Consider the following 15,555-nt stretch of genomic DNA (forward strand, 5'->3'; position numbering starts at 1 on the left):
AAATTCAGATTGAAACTAACTATTTTCGGATTATTTCCGGTCACCAACGGAGCACACTATGAGCCAATTACACCAACAAAGTCTGGTCATTGATGGCCTGAATATTTCCAAGTGGGAACGACCGGTTTTTGAAGATATGAAAAAAGGGGGGCTCAGCGCGGTTAACTGCACCGTCTCGGTATGGGAAAATTTTCAGGGCACAGTCGGCAATATTGTCGACATGAAAAATCTGATCCGTGATAACGCCGATTTGCTCACGTTGGTGCGCGGTGTCGACGACATCAAGCGCGCCAAGAAGGAAGGCCGCACTGGCGTGATTCTCGGTTTTCAGAATGCCCATGCTTTTGAAGATAATCTGGGCTACATCGAAGTGTTTGCCGAGTTGGGTGTGCGTGTAGTGCAACTTTGCTACAACACGCAGAACATGGTCGGTACTGGTTGCTATGAACGCGATGGTGGTTTGTCAGGCTTTGGCCGCGAAGTGATCGCCGAAATGAATCGGGTCGGCATCATGGTCGATCTTTCTCATGTCGGTGGTAACACCTCTACTGAATCGATTCTGGCTTCCAGTAAACCGGTGTGCTATTCCCACTGTCTGCCATCTGGCTTGAAAGAGCATCCCCGCAACAAGAGCGATGAGCAACTGAAATTTATAGCCGATCATAACGGCTTTATCGGCGTGACCATGTTTCCGCCTTTCCTTAAGCGTGGCAGCAACGCCAACGTGGACGATTACGTCGAGGCATTTGACTATGTGATTAATCTTGTGGGCGATGATTGCGTCGGCATTGGCACTGACTTTACGCAAGGATATGGCAAGCCTTTCTTTGAGTGGTTGACGCATGACAAAGGTCGCCACCGTCGCCTGACTGATTTTGGCACTGTCACCAATCCTGAAGGTTTTCGCACCATTGGCGACTTTCCCAACCTGACTGTTGCGATGGAACGCGCAGGGTGGAAAGAAAGCCGGATTCGTAAGGTCTTGGGCGAAAACTGGATGCGTGTTTTTGGTGAAGTCTGGGTCGGCTAGCCGTAGTTAAGTCACTCCCAAAAACATGATCCGATTGAATCGATAACGACCAGAGAAAGCCAAAGATGAAACCTCAATTACCGATAGAAGTCGATGCAGAAACCGGCGTGTGGACGACCGATAACTTGCCGATGCTATACGTGCCGCGCCATTTTTTCACAAATAATCACACCGCCGTTGAAGCCGCGTTGGGTCGCGATAAGTATGCGCAGATTCTTTATGACGCAGGTCATAAGTCAGCGTATTTCTGGTGTGAAAAAGAAGCAAAACAGCATGGCATGAGTGGACTTGAAGTGTATCAACATTACCTCAATCGCCTGTCACAACGCGGTTGGGGGTTGTTTAGTTTCTCTGAAGTTAATGCAGCTGAAGCGACGGCAAAAATCAAGTTGCTCAACTCATCATTTGTTCTCCAGCAGCCTGATGCAGAAGGCAAACTTTGCTACATGTTTGCAGGCTGGTTCTCCGGCGCGATGGATTGGGTATCGGACACTACCGGTCAAAAAATAAAAGCAACCTGTATTGAAACCCAATGTGCTGGTGAGGGTCATGCGCATTGCGAGTTTACGGTCACGGCATTGTTGGCTTAAATAATATCGGCAGCAAAAATTGTTGTGCTGGCTCATTGGTCCTTTAGGAGTTTGAACATTCATCATGCGTTACCCACATCTCTTTTCGCCGCTGACTTTAAACAAGGTGACGCTGCGCAATCGCGTAGTCAGCACCGCACATGCCGAAGTCTATGCGGATGCTGGCGGCTTGCCGGGTGAGCGCTATATTCGCTATTATGAAGAAAAAGCCAAAGGTGGTTTGGGTCTGGCGATTTGCGGCGGCTCCAGTGTCGTGTCGATTGACAGTCCGCAAGGTTGGTGGAAGTCGGTCAACCTGACGACCGATAAAGTCATTGAGCCGTTGGCGCGATTGACTGAAGCGATGCATCGTCACGGTGCCAAGATCATGATTCAAGCGACACATATGGGGCGCCGCAGCTCGTGGCACGGCGAAAGCTGGCCGCATTTGCTGACGCCGTCTGGCATCCGTGAGCCGGTGCATCGTGGTAACGCTAAAATTATCGAGATTGAGGAGATACGTCGTGTCATCGCCGATTTCGCCGCCGCCGCCAGACGCGTCAAGGCCGCAGGCATGGACGGCATTGAAATTTCGGCCGCCCATCAGCAACTGATCGATCAATTCTGGAGTCCACGCGTGAATGTACGCACGGATGAATACGGCGGCAGCCTCGAAAATCGGATGCGTTTTGGCATCGAAGTGCTGACTGCTGTGCGTGAAGCGGTCGGACCGGATTTTTGCGTCGGCATGCGGATGTGTGGCGATGAATTCCACGAAGACGGCATTGATCACGACACCGCCAAACGCATCGCCAAGGCAATGTCAGAAACCGGTTTAATCGACTTTCTTAGCGTAGTGGGTTCTGGTGCTGATACGCACAATACACTGGTCAATTGCATGCCACCAATGGCATTGCCGCCGGAGCCTTTCGTGCACTTGGCGGCCGGAATAAAAACTGTGTCAAAAGTGCCGGTCATGCACGCCCAAAGTATTCGCGATGCCGGTCAGGCCGAACGTATTCTGGCGGCTGGTATGGTTGATCTGGTCGGTATGACGCGTGGCCAGATTGCCGATCCACACATGGTGATCAAGATCCGCGATGGCCGTGAAGATGAGATTAAACAATGCGTCGGTGCTAATTATTGCATTGACCGCCAATATAACGGTCTTGACGTTTTGTGTATTCAGAACGCGGCAACATCGCGTGAAGAAACCATGCCGCATATTATCGCTAAAAGCCGTGGTCCAAAGCGTAAAGTAGTTGTAGTAGGCGCTGGTCCGGCAGGATTAGAAGCCGCGCGGGTGGCACGTGAACGTGGTCATGACGTTGTGCTGTTTGAGCGGTGTGATGCCGTTGGTGGTCAGATCAATCTGGCCGCAAAAGCACCACAGCGTGAACAAATGGCTGGCATTGTGCGCTGGTTCGATATGGAAACCAAGCGACTGGGCGTTGATCGCCGACTTGGCGTGGATGCCGACCAAGCCATGATATTGGCAGAACAACCGGATATCGTCGTTTTAGCGACGGGCGGCAGCAATTTCACCGGACAGGTTCCTGCATGGGGCGTGGCAGACGGATTAGCGGTCAGTTCATGGGATATTTTGAGTGGACGTGTCGCTCCCGGCAAGAACGTGCTGGTGTATGACGGAATCAGCACACACGCAGGGTTCGGGGTGGCCGATTTTCTGGCGAGTCGTGGCAGCCAGGTTGAAATCGTCACGCCCGATGTCAAGATTGCGGACGATACCGGTGGTACGACATTTCCTATTTTTTATCGCCGCTTATATGCGCAAGGCATTATCCCTACGCCTAATTATTGGCTGGATCGTGTCTATGCCGAAGGTGATAAAAAGGTCGCTGTCTTACGGAATGAATACACCGAAATGCAGGAAGAGCGCGTCGTCGATCAGGTCGTCATCGAAAACGGCATCATGCCTAATGATCATTTGTATTGGTCGCTCAAACCACAATCGGCAAACCACGGTCAGACCGACATCAAGAAACTGTATGCAGCCGAGCCACAGCCAGCGCTATCTGAGCCGCTGGGTAACGGACGCTTTCTACTGTTTCGGGTCGGCGACTGCATTTCGATGCATAACATCCATGCAGCGATCTATGATTCGCTGCGCTTGTGTAAAGATTTCTGAGCATGGATTCATCAACATTCATCAGCATGAGCCCGATCGGAAATGGAACGATTGTTCATCTCAATCCAATCATCACTATTCTGTTCTGGATAGCCGTAGTCGGATTGTTATCCGGTCTGACGCGGAGGGCCACGTTGTGGCGCGCTGGCCGCAAGGGTGCAGTCGCGCCGGTGCAATGGATCGGGTTGCTGGCGATTCCTAAGCGTTATTTTGTTGACCTGCATCATGTTGTGGCCCGCGATCCGTATATCGCGCGCACCCACATTGCGACAGCAGGCGGTGCAATTGCGGCCATGGCGCTGGTTGCCATCAATTACGGTTTCATGTTGTATTGGCCGCTCTTAAATGCTGCGATTGCCTTATTTGCTGTGGTGATGTTGGTGGGTGTCATTTTTGTCTGGCATCGTCGCCGCACACCTCCTGCACGACTCTCGCTTGGTGCCTGGAATCGTTTGCCTTGGGTACTTGGTGCGCTAGCTTTGGGTCTATTGCTGATGGGTATTTTGCCGGTTGGTGTGGTATCTGGATTGACGGCAGTGGTGACAGTGTTGCTGCTAGGGTTTGGTGCCTGGAATATGACGGTCGGGATTGGTCGGGGCGGACCGATGAAACATGCGTTGGCAGGTTTGTTGCATCTGGCATTTCACCCACGCCCGGAAAGGTTTCAACAAAAAGCCGCACGCACAGGAATGGCAAAAGTCGGAGTGCCGACCATCGGAGTGCCGACCATCGGAGTGCCGACCACAGCCCTCAAACCTTTGGCATTGAATAAAGGTGAGCTCGGGGTGCGGACACCGCTGGATTTTCGCTGGAACCAGTTGTTAAGTTTTGATGCCTGTGTGCAGTGCGGCAAGTGCGAGGCCGCTTGTCCGGCCTTTGCTGCTGGCCAGCCGTTGAACCCAAAAAAACTGATTCAGGACATGGTGCTCGGCATGGCGGGTGGTAGCGATGCCCATTTTGCGGGTAGTCCTTATCCCGGTATACCTTTGGGTCAGCATCAAGGCGGCCCGCAAAAGGCAATTTTCCCAGGGCTGATCTCACCAGATACGATTTGGTCCTGCACGACCTGCCGCGCTTGCGTTGAAGAGTGTCCGATGCTGATTGAGCATGTAGATGCAGTGGTCGACATGCGCCGTAATCTGACGCTGGAAGACGGCGCGGTACCGGGGAAAGGACCCGAGGTTTTAGCCAATTTGCGTGAAACAGCCACGGCGGGAGGTTTTGATCTCAACGTGCGTTATAACTGGTCCATCGATTTGAACATCACCCAAATTGCTCCCGGCAAATCGGTTGATGTTCTATTGATTGTGGGCGAGGGTGGCTTTGACATGCGCTATCAACGCAGCTTGAGAGCATTGGTCAAAGTGTTGCAAGCTGGCGCTGTGGATTTCGCCATTCTTGGCGCGCTGGAAACAGATACCGGCGATGTGGCCCGACGTCTGGGTGACGAGGCAACCTTTCAGTCGCTCGCCAAACGCCTGATCGGCACGTTATCGACGCTGTCGTTCAAACGCATCGTGACTGCTGATCCGCATGTGATGCATTGCTTGCGCAACGAATATCCGGCGTTTGGCGGACGTTACGAGGTGTTTCATCACACGACGTTCATGGCAGCGTTGGCGAAACAGGGACAAATTACTCCCCGTGTCTCGATCGAAAGCGATCAAAGATTTACGTATCACGATCCTTGCTATCTGGGCCGTTACAACGGTGAGATTGAAGCTCCGCGTGAACTGCTTAAATTGATGGGACTGCCATTGCACGAAATGGAGCGCAACGGCATGCGCGGCCGTTGTTGTGGCGGTGGCGGGGGCGCGCCTTTAACTGACATTCCCGGCAAACAACGGATACCCGACATTCGCATTCATGACGCCCGTGCGGTAAAGGCCGACACCGTAGTGGTGGGTTGCCCAAACTGTACCGCCATGCTGGAAGGCGTCGTCGGACCGCGCCCTGACATCCGTGATATTGCCGAGCTGGTTGCCGCAGCTTTGGAGGCTTAAATGGAATCGACTTTGCATCACGCTATCAAACGGGTAAATCCGCGTCGTCCGTTTACGGTCACAGCCGAGGGATTAAGGCGAATCGTGCTGGGTCTTTCCAGTACCGGTTTAAAAGGCGAAATCGGCGATGTGGTGGATGTTTCGTTGATCGCTAGCGGACAGGCGCATCACCAGGCAAAGCCATTACGTTCCACTCAGTTGGCGACCAAGTCCTTTCTTGCCGTGGCGCATAGTGATCGTGGCGCATTGGATGAGCATGCGCGGCAGGTCATTGCGGCGGCGGCATTATTGGCCGATGCGGTCACTGAAGTTGTGTTGCTGGTCTTTGGTGAATTTAACGATGGCAATGACAGCAACGATGACAGCAACAATGCCAGCGCCATTTTGGGTGTTGACCGTGTCATTGTATTGCCGCAATACGGTAGTCACCTCTTTGCACCGGAACAAGAACTGGCAGCGTTACGCCATCTGATCGATACGCTGCAACCTGAGCATATTTTCATTCCTGATTGCACGCTTTCTGGCGGCGATTTGGGGAGGCGTCTCGGCGCTGCTTTGGCCCAAGCTGGCGATTCGGATGACTTCAATAGCGGCATTGCGACGCATGTCGTCGAGATCAACTCGACCGGATTGGCAACTTATCGCCAGCAACAATCCTTGATGGCACGCCGTAATTTGTCGCGCATCATTATGTTGGCCCCCGATGCGGTCGATACGCGTTTGCCATTTTTGGGGCGTGGCGAACTAGACGAAAAGCGCATCGCTACAGCGAGCGCCGCTGCTGCCGTTTCTGCGCAAGAGTCATCCCGATACCGCGACCACGGCATTAAAGTATTGGCGGCATCTCAAATGGCACTCGATGAAGCAGACTTTATCGTATCGGCAGGGAATGGTGTCGATGACGTCGCGACTTTTAATGGTTTGGCGTCTGTGTTGGAGGCGGCGGTAGGCGCAAGCCGTGTTGCCGTGGATGACGGCAAATTCAGTCGCGACCAACAAATTGGTGCGACCGGAAAAACCGTTAGCGCCAGCGTCTATCTGGCCTTCGGTATCTCGGGTGCGGTCCAGCATCTGCAAGGCATCAAAGATTGTCGTCATGTGATTACGGTCAATCTGGACGCAAGCGCGCCGATGATTAAGCGTGCCGATCTCAGCATTATCGATGATGCGCATGCGGTGATTACGGCTTTGCTGGAACAAGTCAAACAAGCCAGAAATGTTGGGGTCGGCAACATTGCGCTTAGCAATATTAAGGTTCGGACAGGGAGCGCATCATGAGCCTCAAAAAGGGTGCTTTGAAAAGGTTGGCTGTGCTGGTTTCCGTCGGCCGTCATCCGGTCAGCGGCATCGCGCGCTATAGCCGTAATGATGCTGCCGCCATGAGTATGGCGGTCGCATTGGCGCAGTCAACTGCCGCCATCAGCTTGGATATTATTCATGCAGGCAATCCCGACAATGCTGCGTTATCGGATTATCTGGCGCTCGGCGCTAAAACGGTCAAAGTCATTGCATTAGAAGACGATCAGAATATTATTCCGGTGTTGAAACAAGCGCTGGAAAACTACGACCTGATTCTTTGCGGCAGTTGTGCTGAAGGTGGCGAAGCATCGGGCATGGTGCCGTACTTGTTGGCGAGTCAGTTAGGGCTGCCAATCGTCGCTGATGTGTTTGGCATCACACCTGATCCTGCGTCCGCTTCAGATGACGTGAAGACTGACATTATGTTGCAACAGTTTTTGCCCAAAGGGCGTCGTCGGGCAATCGCCGTGACCTTACCGGCACTCTTGACCGTGCATCCATTAGCGCCATCCAATGCGCGATATGCCCACGCTAGCTTGCAAAGTGGTGCTATTGACCGTCATAAAACACGCACACAATTGTCATCTGTGACAAACAACCTTGATCAGCAGCAAGTGTGGCGCTTGTCACCGGCCACCGCCAGACCGTTAAAACTGGTCGCCCAGGAAAAGCGGTCCGGTCATGCCCGAATGTTGTCAGCGACGGTGGCTGAAAGTCGTGGCGGCAGGATGATTCAGGAAGGCAGTGCCAGTGAAAAAGCGCAGGCGATATTGACCTATTTGCGGGAGCATCGCCTTGTCGATTATTAAACTTCAAGCCCGACAGCGCTGTTCTTCAGCGACAGTATTAGTAAGCGTGTTGTTCTAAAAGTGTCATAGATGGAGAAGAAATTGAAAGTATCCAAACAGATTCAAGATTTGATTACCAAACGTCTAAAGGGTCACAGCCTGGACGCGCCTTTTTATCTAAGTCCTGAAATTTTTGACCTTGATATCAAGGAAATTTTTAGCAAGCACTGGATTCAGGTGGCGATTGATCCGGATATTCCGGAGCCGGGCGATTATGTGACGGTCGACATTGGCCGCAACTCTATCGTGATCTTGCGCGACGACGATATGTCGGTACGTGCGCATCACAACGTTTGTCGTCACCGTGGTGCGCGGTTGTGTTCAGAGCATAAAGGGTCCGTGGGCAATCTGGTATGTCCTTACCACCAATGGACCTACAATCTTACCGGAGAACTCATCTATGCCGAACATATGGGCGATCAGTTTAAGCACAGCGAACATCATCTAAAATCGGTACATGTAGAAAATCTGGCAGGATTGATTTTTATCTGTCTGGCCGAAGTGCCGCCACAGGATTTTTCGGTGATGCGCGATGCGATGATGCCGTATCTGCTTCCCCATGGATTGCAAGACTGCAAAATCGCCAAGCAAGTTGACTTGATCGAAGATGCGAATTGGAAACTCACGATGGAAAACAATCGCGAGTGCTATCACTGCGCGACCAACCATCCAGAGTTGACAGCATCGTTATTTGAATACGGTTTCGGCTACCAACCGTCACCGAATAATATTGAACAAGTCGAAGAATTCACGCGTTTGGCTGCGGAACGTAGTGCGCAGTGGGAGAGCGCTAATTTGCCGTCGCAAGAAATTGATCGGCTAGACGATTTGATTACCGGCTTTCGGACGCAACGGTTGCCATTAGATCGTGGGGGCGAATCACAAACATTGGACGGTCGCGTGGCTTCCGGCATTCTGCTAGGCGATTTTGACCGTGCAGATTTGGGTGGCTTGTCATTTTGGACACAACCCAATTCTTGGCATCACTTCATGAGTGACCATATTGTGAGTTTTTCTGTGTTCCCCATTTCGGCTGAAAAAACGCTGGTGCGCACCAAATGGCTCGTTCAAAAAGATGCCCGTGAAGGCATCGATTATCAGCTGGATAACCTGACGGCCGTCTGGAACGCTACCAATGATCAGGACAAGATGTTGGTCGAGTTATCCCAAAAGGGTGCCAATAGTGATGCGTATCAACCGGGGCCGTACTCGCCTTATACAGAAGGATTGGTGGAGAAGTTTTGCAAATGGTATATCGATCGCCTGACCGAATCAATTGATGTAATAGACTCGTCTGATTCGGTTGAGCCGATCACATTCATCAAATCGATCAAATCTTAAAGTATCGCCGGAGCAGGCCATGGAAATGTGTGTGGATAAGCTGACGTCTGTGAAACTAGATTTTCCAGAGGGTGTTATGCAGAAAAATAGTCAGCAAAGAATCAACAGCGAGCGTTTTTGGGATGCGCTACCACCGCCTTGGAATAGCGATATTCAGGAAACGCTGACGTGTATTCAGATACGCGTGGAAACGCATGACGTTAAAAGTTTTATTTTTGCGACGCCAGATAACAGCGGCTTTACGTTCCGACCCGGCCAGTTTATTACATTGGAACTGGAGATTGAGGGCGAAACGATTAACCGTTGCTATACCATCTCTTCGACACCGACACGACCGCATACGTTGTCGATTACCGTGAAGCGCGTTCCTAACGGGTCGGTTTCAAACTGGCTTCACGACAATCTGAAAGCGGGCGACAACGTGCGTGTGTTGGGTGCCGCTGGCGAGTTCACCTGCGTCACTTTTCCTGCCGATAAATATCTGTTTCTATCTGCCGGTTCTGGTATTACGCCATTGATGTCAATGGCGCGTACCCATTTTGATTTGTCGGATGACCGCGACATCACGTTCATTCACAGCGCTCGCACGCCGGACGACATTATCTTTGAACGCGAGTTGGCTTTGATTGCCAGCAGTCAGCAAAATTTCCGTACATGCTTTATTTGTGAGCGTCTGGGCGCACGGCGTGATTGGCATGGCCCGACCGGCATGTTGTCGTTATCCGCATTGACATTGATGGCCCCTGATTTTATGGAGCGTGAAATTTTTGTCTGTGGACCCGCGCCTTATATGAAGGCGGTGCGCAGCATGCTGGACGCCGCGGGATTTGAACGGCAGCATTATCACGAAGAAAGTTTTTCATTCGAAAATCTGCCGGAAGAGGTTCGAGAGGGAGTGTTGGAAGCAGTTCTGGAGGCGCACCAAGAGGCCGCCCCCAATGCCGAATTAGAACTCGCCATATCGCCGCCTTCCACCGAAGTTGCCGCATTGGCTTTGCTGATCAAATCGCCGGAAGTGACGAGTTTTAAAGTCATGTTTCAAAAGAGTGCACGCGAAATAGTCTGCGGCGCGCAGCAACATGTGCTGGAAGCGGCGCGTGCTACCGGCGTCCGGCTTGCCTCTTCGTGCGCGCAGGGAATGTGCGGAACCTGCAAGGTGAAGTTAATTTCAGGGCAGGTCGCGATGCAACACAAGGGCGGCATTCGTCAGCGCGAAATTGATCAGGGAATGGTGCTACTTTGCTGTAGCAAACCATTGACCGATCTTGTGATTGATAAATAATAATCGGTTGATGCAGGCGTTGTTGATGGTGTCACAGGAGATTCATTCTGATTGGTTCTGACTATTCCCGATGTTTGCTGATTTTTAGTGATTCTTTTACGTAGCTTGTGCCTTTGTTGTGTTAAGAACCTAGATCTGCAACGCGTTGGATTATCTATTATTGAACCGCTAAATAGCGTCGTAATTGAGCCAAATTTTGTCGCAAATTGCGTACTTGTGAGCTGTCTGATAGACGATGATTAACATGACGGAAAGTAAATGTTTTTGAAATCTGATTCGTCCAAAAAATTTTATGACGTTATTCATTTCACTTTTAAGAGGCTCTCAATGAAACTGCATTCAAACTCTCTGTTAATCAAGCTGTGTTGGCTGAGCCTCGGTTTAGGAATCACGGCTGTGTCAGGCTTAGCCATTGCAGACACTAAACCGGTTATCAATATTGGCTATGTCCAAGGTTGGTCAGATAGTGTTGCCACCACTTATGTCGCGGCGCAGATAATGCGAAAAAATCTTGGGTATGAGGTCAAGCTGGTGCCTGTTGATGCTGGATTGATGTGGCAAGGCGTGTCGCGGGGAGATCTGGATGCCACCATGTCTGCATGGCTGCCAGCAACACACGGTGCTTATTACGACAAACTCAAAGATAAGGTCGTTGATCTGGGTGTTAATTTTCATGGTGCCAAGATTGGCCTGATTGTGCCGGAATACGTGACGGCAAAAACGGTCGGTGATTTACAGGCACAAAAAGCAGCTTTTGACGGGCGCATCGTCGGAATTGATGCTGGTGCTGGCGTGATGATCAAGACCGAACAGGCAATTAAGGATTACGGGCTGGATTATAAGTTGATGGCAAGTTCGGGCAGTGCAATGACAGCCGAGTTGGACCGCTCCATTCGCGCACACAAGCCGATCGCCGTGACCGGCTGGATTCCGCATTGGATGTTTGCCAAGTACAAATTGAAGTTTCTTGAGGATCCTAAGAACGTGTTTGGTGACGCAGAACATGTAGATAGCGTCGCAAACCCGGGCCTGGCGGCTAAGGCGAAACCGATCAATGATCTGTTAAAGAATTTTTCCTGGAAGCCGGGCGAGATCGATAGCGTGATGTTGGCTGTACAAAACGGTGAAAAGCCAGAAGCTGCTGCAGATAAATGGGTTGCTGCGCATCCTGAGCGTGTGAAGGAATGGTTGCAGGTAGCAAACTAACCTAGGGTCGTTTTGGTCATATTGGGACTTTCTTTTAGCTGTAAATTAACCAGGACGCGTCATCCCTCATCAGGATGGCGCGTTTTGCGTTAGCTTGTCTGAACCACGCAGGTAAAAAAATGGAACGGGTATTTCGGCTAAGCTGAAATTAGAACGTTTTGGTGACGGAGACCAAAAACGTGCTTGCTAACGGATTTGATACTTCTGCCGCTCCCGCAGAATTTAATGCGCCGGTGGTGTAGTGTGCGTAAATTCCATTTTTGGCCCAGCCTTTGGTATAAGCGCCGGTCAGCGTCCAACCGCCATCAAGCACTTTTGACACTGCAATTCGGGTGTCCTGAAAGTTATAGGCTGAAAAATTTTGGACCCGCTCATAACCGTAATGTAATAGCAGGTTGTAGCCGTTACTCAGATCGAAGTTGCCGTTGAGGTCGAGATAACCGGAGCCCTGACTATTTTTGTTATTACCAACGCCCAGCGTCTTGCTGTCATAGCCAAAATAAGTCGGCGTGTAGGTGAGCCAGTATTTAACGTTAAGCCATTTATAGGTGGCCGAGGCAACTGCTTCCCCATAGTTATATTTAGTCTTAGCGAAAGACATTTCTGCGCCGGGATAAAGGTAATAGTAAATCAGGCCGCTATAACTAACATCTCCGACGGTGCCGGAATAGCCGCCATATAAATCCCATTCGACCGTACCGTTTTCAATGAAGTGATCGCTTACGCTTGACATCCAGGTTCCTGCCGACCATCCGCTGGGATGGGTATAGTCGATCCCACCTTGGATGGCTGGCTTGCCCCAGGTTTGCCGGAACCCACGTGACACGTATTGTGAGGCCAGCGTAAGGTTAGCGGTCCAAGGAGATGCGAGAAGCGTTGCTGCTTGCGGCGTATCGGTCGTTACCGGCGCTGTAGTTGTCGGCATAATTGCAGCGCTATTCGGTGCCGTCTGGGCCATTGTCGGAGCTTGATAGCCGCACGCCACGGCAGCGACTACTAAAAATAAAGTCGATTTTGGTGAAATTAAAGAATGAGATGATTTTTTAAGCATAGATAACACTCCGTTATAAATTAGCCCGATGTGATGGTTGCAAAGACGACGGGACCAACCTTCGCATCAACGCGCTAATTATTGCTGCCATGAATCTATTTAAGGGTTGGTAAATACGACCAAAAGTGATGGAATTACGACAGGACATCAGGGCGTCGTTCTGGCCTATTGAGAGGCGGAGCATTGATTGTCTTTTAACGACGGAAGTTGGTCGTTTTTTTAAAGCGATGGCGACTAAAAATAGTGCAATAACGACAATGTTGAAATGTCTATTCGCTGCGCGCAGACAGGTAAACCTGCATTGGTCTTCGCGCGACAGGGGCGCCGTCGTTTTTGATTAAGTGGTTGTCGCAAATTTTCATCCGGCGCAAAACCTTTCTGGCGACTATGGTACTAACTTACAACGCGTCTTGAACGCGCTTTTGATGCGCCGTTAATGCATGGGTTAATCCATGGGTTAATCTATTGTTAACTACAATGTTGAAGCGCTGATTGAATCGGATCAGCTTCAAAAGAATATCGGCGATCGCTCGCCAAAGTAAGTGAAGACAGTACCAAGTGATGACATCTACCGTTGACGAGTACTACAGCGCGGTAGCAGCGAACGATCGATCAGGAGGCAATTGATGAAATCAGGAAAAGTGGTCGTTGACCATCTCTACAAAGTCTTTGGAAACACGCCCGAGATAGCGCTAAGTATGCTTAAAAAAGGATACTCAAAGGATAAGATTTTTGCTGAGACCGGACAAGTGGTCGGTGTACAGGATGTTTCCTTCGAAGTGCAAGAGGGTGAGATTTTCGTACTAATGGGGCTTTCCGGGTCTGGTAAATCAACGTTGATTCGCCTGATAAACCGATTAGTTGATCCGAGCGCGGGCAGTGTTTGGGTAGACGGTCAGGACGTTGCCGCGATGTCTAAAGCGGAACTGATCGATTTGCGCAGACGTGACATGAGCATGGTGTTTCAGTCGTTTGCATTGATGCCGCATCGGACTGTACTGTCGAACGCCGCCTTTGGTCTGGAAGTTGCGGGGATTCCAAAGAAGGATCGTGAACGTCAGGCGATGAAGGTTCTGGAGCAGGTCGGCCTAGCGTCATTTGCCAACAAACTGCCATGCGAGTTATCGGGCGGCATGCAACAACGGGTCGGTTTGGCGCGGGCGCTGTCGGTGAATCCGTCGCTGATGATCATGGATGAAGCATTTTCCGCACTTGATCCTTTGAAGCGTAAAGAGATGCAGGACGTCTTGCTCGAACTACAAAAAGAGCAACGCCGCACGATTATTTTTGTCTCACACGATCTGGAAGAGGCGTTTCGGATCGGTTCTCGTATCGCGATTATGGAAGGCGGGCGTTTGGTGCAGGTCGGTACGGCGCAGGAAATTATCGATAATCCGGCAGAAGAGTATGTACGCGCTTTCTTTGACGGCGTTGATACCAGTCGCTATCTGACCGCCAGCGATCTCATGCAATCAAATACGATACCGTTAATAAAATCCACCGATGAGCTAAAAGTAAATCCCCATTTATATGCAAGCAGCGGGTCCGACTTTGCCTTCGTGGTGGATGACGCACGCAAGGTGAAGGGTATCGTTCCTACACGCGGTTTTGCCGATGCCAGCGGCGTGATGCAGCCGTTGACATTGCAAAAAGTTGAACAGATTCACTATCGCACCTCACTTCGGGTGGTGATGGGGAAATTGATCGCCAGTCCGGTTCCACTTCCTGTAGTCGACGAAAATGGCTGTTATTGCGGCGCGATCAGTCAATCCATGATTCTTCAAGCACTATCCAAACCGGAGGGCTCTCATGTCTGACACTATTCCACTCGGACGTTGGGTCGATCACGGCGTCCACTATATTCTTGACAAACACGGCAACAGTTTTGACGCCTTTGGCAGCGCCATCAGCTGGTTTGCCGAATCCATCGAACATGGTCTGCAAATACTACCGATCTGGGTTTTGGTAGGTTTCTTTATTGTGATGGGTGTGTGGCGGGTTGGCTTCAAGTTTGCACTATTTACGCTAATTGCCTTCCTGGTCATCATTGGTACCGGTTTTTGGGATCAGATGGTGGTGACGTTGGGATTGACCATTTCTGCAACGCTCATTAGTTTAGCGCTCGGCATTCCATTGGGTATATGGGCCGCAAATAGCAAAAGGGTGGCAATGGTTGTGCGTCCGATACTCGATCTGATGCAAACGATGCCCGCATTCGTGTACTTGATTCCAGCGGCGATGATGTTTGGTCTGGGGCGAGTACCAGGTATTATTTCGACCGTCATTTTTGCCATGCCACCAGCCGTTCGTTTAACCGCGCTTGGTATTCGTCATGTCAATAATGAGATTATTGAAGCAGGGCAAGCTTTTGGTTGCACGCCTTGGCAATTGCTCTATAAAGTACAGTTTCCAAATGCTTTGCCATCGATCATGGCAGGAATTAACCAAACGATTATGATGGCGTTATCGATGGTGATTATTGCATCAATGGTCGGTGCGGGTGGATTGGGTAACGATGTGTTGGCGAGTATTCAACGGCTGGATATTGGCCTTGGATTTGAAAGTGGCTTGAGCGTGGTATTGTTGGCGATTATTTTGGATCGGATTACTGAAAGTTTTGGCACCACGCCTGAAGCTGGCAAGGTACAGCGATTCTTTAAGTTGCGCAAAATGTTTAGCAAGCATCGGGCATCTTCGGAAAGCGGCGAGACAGCCGGTGTCCAGTTGACCCAATTGCCATAATAAAAGACTGGGAATTGCTTGAATGCGCGAGGGAT

At 50.7% G+C, this 15,555-nt stretch carries 12 protein-coding genes; 11 read left to right on the forward strand and 1 reads right to left on the reverse strand.

The window, feature by feature from the left end; genetic code table 11:
* Positions 1 to 58: 58 nt before the first annotated feature.
* From QN379_RS05885 to QN379_RS05925, 9 genes are all read left to right on the forward strand, one after another.
* On the forward strand, positions 59 to 1,030 hold the full coding sequence (locus QN379_RS05885; RefSeq protein ID WP_322237155.1) for a dipeptidase: 972 nt from the start codon (positions 59 to 61) through the stop codon (positions 1,028 to 1,030).
* 65 nt (positions 1,031 to 1,095) lie between these two features.
* A complete protein-coding gene (locus QN379_RS05890; protein WP_322237157.1) occupies positions 1,096 to 1,620 on the forward strand; it encodes a DUF5943 domain-containing protein in 525 nt (174 codons plus the stop codon).
* 64 nt (positions 1,621 to 1,684) lie between these two features.
* The gene (locus QN379_RS05895) at positions 1,685 to 3,748 is read left to right on the forward strand and encodes an NADH:flavin oxidoreductase (RefSeq protein ID WP_323506228.1); all 2,064 of its coding nucleotides are present in this window, start codon (positions 1,685 to 1,687) and stop codon (positions 3,746 to 3,748) included.
* 26 nt (positions 3,749 to 3,774) lie between these two features.
* On the forward strand, positions 3,775 to 5,751 hold the full coding sequence (locus QN379_RS05900; protein ID WP_323506245.1) for a (Fe-S)-binding protein: 1,977 nt from the start codon (positions 3,775 to 3,777) through the stop codon (positions 5,749 to 5,751).
* Positions 5,752 to 7,029 (forward strand): electron transfer flavoprotein subunit alpha/FixB family protein, encoded by a 1,278-nt coding sequence (locus QN379_RS05905; protein WP_323506229.1) that lies wholly within the window; start codon positions 5,752 to 5,754, stop codon positions 7,027 to 7,029.
* The gene (locus tag QN379_RS05910) at positions 7,026 to 7,859 is read left to right on the forward strand and encodes an electron transfer flavoprotein subunit beta/FixA family protein (RefSeq protein ID WP_323506230.1); all 834 of its coding nucleotides are present in this window, start codon (positions 7,026 to 7,028) and stop codon (positions 7,857 to 7,859) included. The genes QN379_RS05905 and QN379_RS05910 overlap by 4 nt, the downstream gene beginning before the upstream one ends.
* An 81-nt stretch (positions 7,860 to 7,940) precedes the next feature.
* Entirely contained in the window at positions 7,941 to 9,239 is a 1,299-nt protein-coding gene (locus QN379_RS05915) for an aromatic ring-hydroxylating dioxygenase subunit alpha (protein ID WP_322237164.1), read from the forward strand.
* A 76-nt stretch (positions 9,240 to 9,315) separates the two neighbouring features.
* Positions 9,316 to 10,521, forward strand: a complete 1,206-nt coding sequence (locus QN379_RS05920; RefSeq protein ID WP_323506246.1) for an FAD-binding oxidoreductase — start codon at positions 9,316 to 9,318, stop codon at positions 10,519 to 10,521.
* 327 nt (positions 10,522 to 10,848) lie between these two features.
* A complete protein-coding gene (locus QN379_RS05925; protein ID WP_322237166.1) occupies positions 10,849 to 11,727 on the forward strand; it encodes a glycine betaine ABC transporter substrate-binding protein in 879 nt (292 codons plus the stop codon).
* A gap of 148 nt (positions 11,728 to 11,875) precedes the next feature.
* Here the strand turns inward: QN379_RS05925 and QN379_RS05930 are convergent, their stop codons facing one another.
* Positions 11,876 to 12,778: a TorF family putative porin gene (locus QN379_RS05930; protein WP_322237168.1), complete on the reverse strand. Its 903-nt coding sequence runs from the start codon at positions 12,776 to 12,778 to the stop codon at positions 11,876 to 11,878.
* A gap of 626 nt (positions 12,779 to 13,404) precedes the next feature.
* Here QN379_RS05930 and QN379_RS05935 point away from each other — a divergent pair.
* The gene (locus tag QN379_RS05935) at positions 13,405 to 14,595 is read left to right on the forward strand and encodes a glycine betaine/L-proline ABC transporter ATP-binding protein (protein ID WP_322237170.1); all 1,191 of its coding nucleotides are present in this window, start codon (positions 13,405 to 13,407) and stop codon (positions 14,593 to 14,595) included.
* Positions 14,588 to 15,520 carry a choline ABC transporter permease subunit gene (gene choW, locus QN379_RS05940; RefSeq protein WP_416186819.1) on the forward strand — a complete coding sequence of 311 codons (933 nt, stop codon included), beginning with the start codon at positions 14,588 to 14,590 and terminating at the stop codon, positions 15,518 to 15,520. The genes QN379_RS05935 and choW overlap by 8 nt, the downstream gene beginning before the upstream one ends.
* Positions 15,521 to 15,555: the final 35 nt, after the last annotated feature.

The organism is Glaciimonas sp. Gout2, from assembly GCF_035018905.1.
Taxonomy (GTDB): domain Bacteria; phylum Pseudomonadota; class Gammaproteobacteria; order Burkholderiales; family Burkholderiaceae_D; genus Glaciimonas.

Excerpts from the sequence above, each read along its gene's own strand:
- QN379_RS05885 (WP_322237155.1), top strand. The coding sequence starts at position 59 with ATGAGCCAATTACACCAACAAAGTCTGGTCATTGATGGCCTGAATATT.
- QN379_RS05890 (WP_322237157.1), top strand. The coding sequence starts at position 1,096 with ATGAAACCTCAATTACCGATAGAAGTCGATGCAGAAACCGGCGTGTGG.
- QN379_RS05895 (WP_323506228.1), top strand. The coding sequence starts at position 1,685 with ATGCGTTACCCACATCTCTTTTCGCCGCTGACTTTAAACAAGGTGACG.
- QN379_RS05900 (WP_323506245.1), top strand. The coding sequence starts at position 3,775 with ATGAGCCCGATCGGAAATGGAACGATTGTTCATCTCAATCCAATCATC.
- QN379_RS05905 (WP_323506229.1), top strand. The coding sequence starts at position 5,752 with ATGGAATCGACTTTGCATCACGCTATCAAACGGGTAAATCCGCGTCGT.
- QN379_RS05910 (WP_323506230.1), top strand. The coding sequence starts at position 7,026 with ATGAGCCTCAAAAAGGGTGCTTTGAAAAGGTTGGCTGTGCTGGTTTCC.
- QN379_RS05920 (WP_323506246.1), top strand. The coding sequence starts at position 9,316 with ATGCAGAAAAATAGTCAGCAAAGAATCAACAGCGAGCGTTTTTGGGAT.
- QN379_RS05925 (WP_322237166.1), top strand. The coding sequence starts at position 10,849 with ATGAAACTGCATTCAAACTCTCTGTTAATCAAGCTGTGTTGGCTGAGC.
- QN379_RS05930 (WP_322237168.1), bottom strand. The coding sequence starts at position 12,778 with ATGCTTAAAAAATCATCTCATTCTTTAATTTCACCAAAATCGACTTTA.
- QN379_RS05935 (WP_322237170.1), top strand. The coding sequence starts at position 13,405 with ATGAAATCAGGAAAAGTGGTCGTTGACCATCTCTACAAAGTCTTTGGA.
- choW (WP_416186819.1), top strand. The coding sequence starts at position 14,588 with ATGTCTGACACTATTCCACTCGGACGTTGGGTCGATCACGGCGTCCAC.